We start from the raw sequence: 833 nt of genomic DNA on the forward strand, positions 1-833 counted from the left end.
TAGGCTCAGGACTCATAACCAGAAGAGCACTGTAGCAGCGAGTGCGATGGCGGACAGGAAGACAGTCGGGCATCTGTCATAGCGGGTTGCCACACGCCGCCAGTCCTTCAGCCGTCCAAACATGATCTCTATTCGGTTGCGTCGTTTGTAACGGCGCTTGTCGTATTTGACGGGGTCGGTTCGAGATTTTCGCCCGGGGATGCAGGGGGTGATGCCTTTGGCCTGTAAAGCGTCCCTGAACCAATCTGCGTCATAACCTCGGTCGCCCAGAAGCCACTTCGCTCTGGGCAGACTGTCGAGCAGTGCGGCGGCACCAGTGTAATCACTGACCTGACCCGCCGTCATGAACAGGCTGATCGGACGCCCGTTCGCGTCGGTGACAGCGTGAAGCTTTGTGTTCATGCCGCCCTTGGTGCGACCGATCAGTCGTCCCACATCCCCCTTTTTACCCGCAGGCTCGAAGCCGTGCGGTGCGCCTTCAGATAGGTCGCGTCGATCATCACCGTGCGGCGTTCGGTCTGAGCGCCAGACAGGCCCTCCATCATCCGCACGAAGATGCCAGCCTCGCTCCAGCGTTTCCAACGATTGTAAAGCGTCTTGTGCGGCCCATAAGCCGCAGGCGCATCACGCCAACGCAGACCATTGCGATTGACGAAGATGATCCCGCTCAACACCTTGCGGTCATCCACGCGGGGCTTGCCATGGCTCTTGGGAAAATAAGGCTGAAGCCGGGCCATCTGCTCGTCCGTCAGCCAATAAAGGTCACTCATAATCCACACTCCTCAGGAGCATGAATCAGATCACTACAACAAAATCAATGGGTCCTGAGCCTA

1 protein-coding gene is annotated in these 833 nt (G+C 58.0%); it reads right to left on the reverse strand.

The genetic code is table 11. The features are described from left to right. Nucleotides 1-12: 12 nt before the first annotated feature. Nucleotides 13-770, reverse strand: a protein-coding gene (locus E5201_RS10875; RefSeq protein ID WP_140986133.1) for an IS5 family transposase whose coding sequence is annotated in 2 segments (ribosomal slippage) — nucleotides 13-437 and nucleotides 437-770 — 759 coding nt in all. Because the reading frame shifts where the segments join, the coding sequence is not laid out codon by codon here. Nucleotides 771-833 lie beyond the last annotated feature (63 nt).

Source organism: Asticcacaulis tiandongensis, from assembly GCF_006475605.1.
GTDB classification, from domain to species: domain Bacteria; phylum Pseudomonadota; class Alphaproteobacteria; order Caulobacterales; family Caulobacteraceae; genus Asticcacaulis; species Asticcacaulis tiandongensis.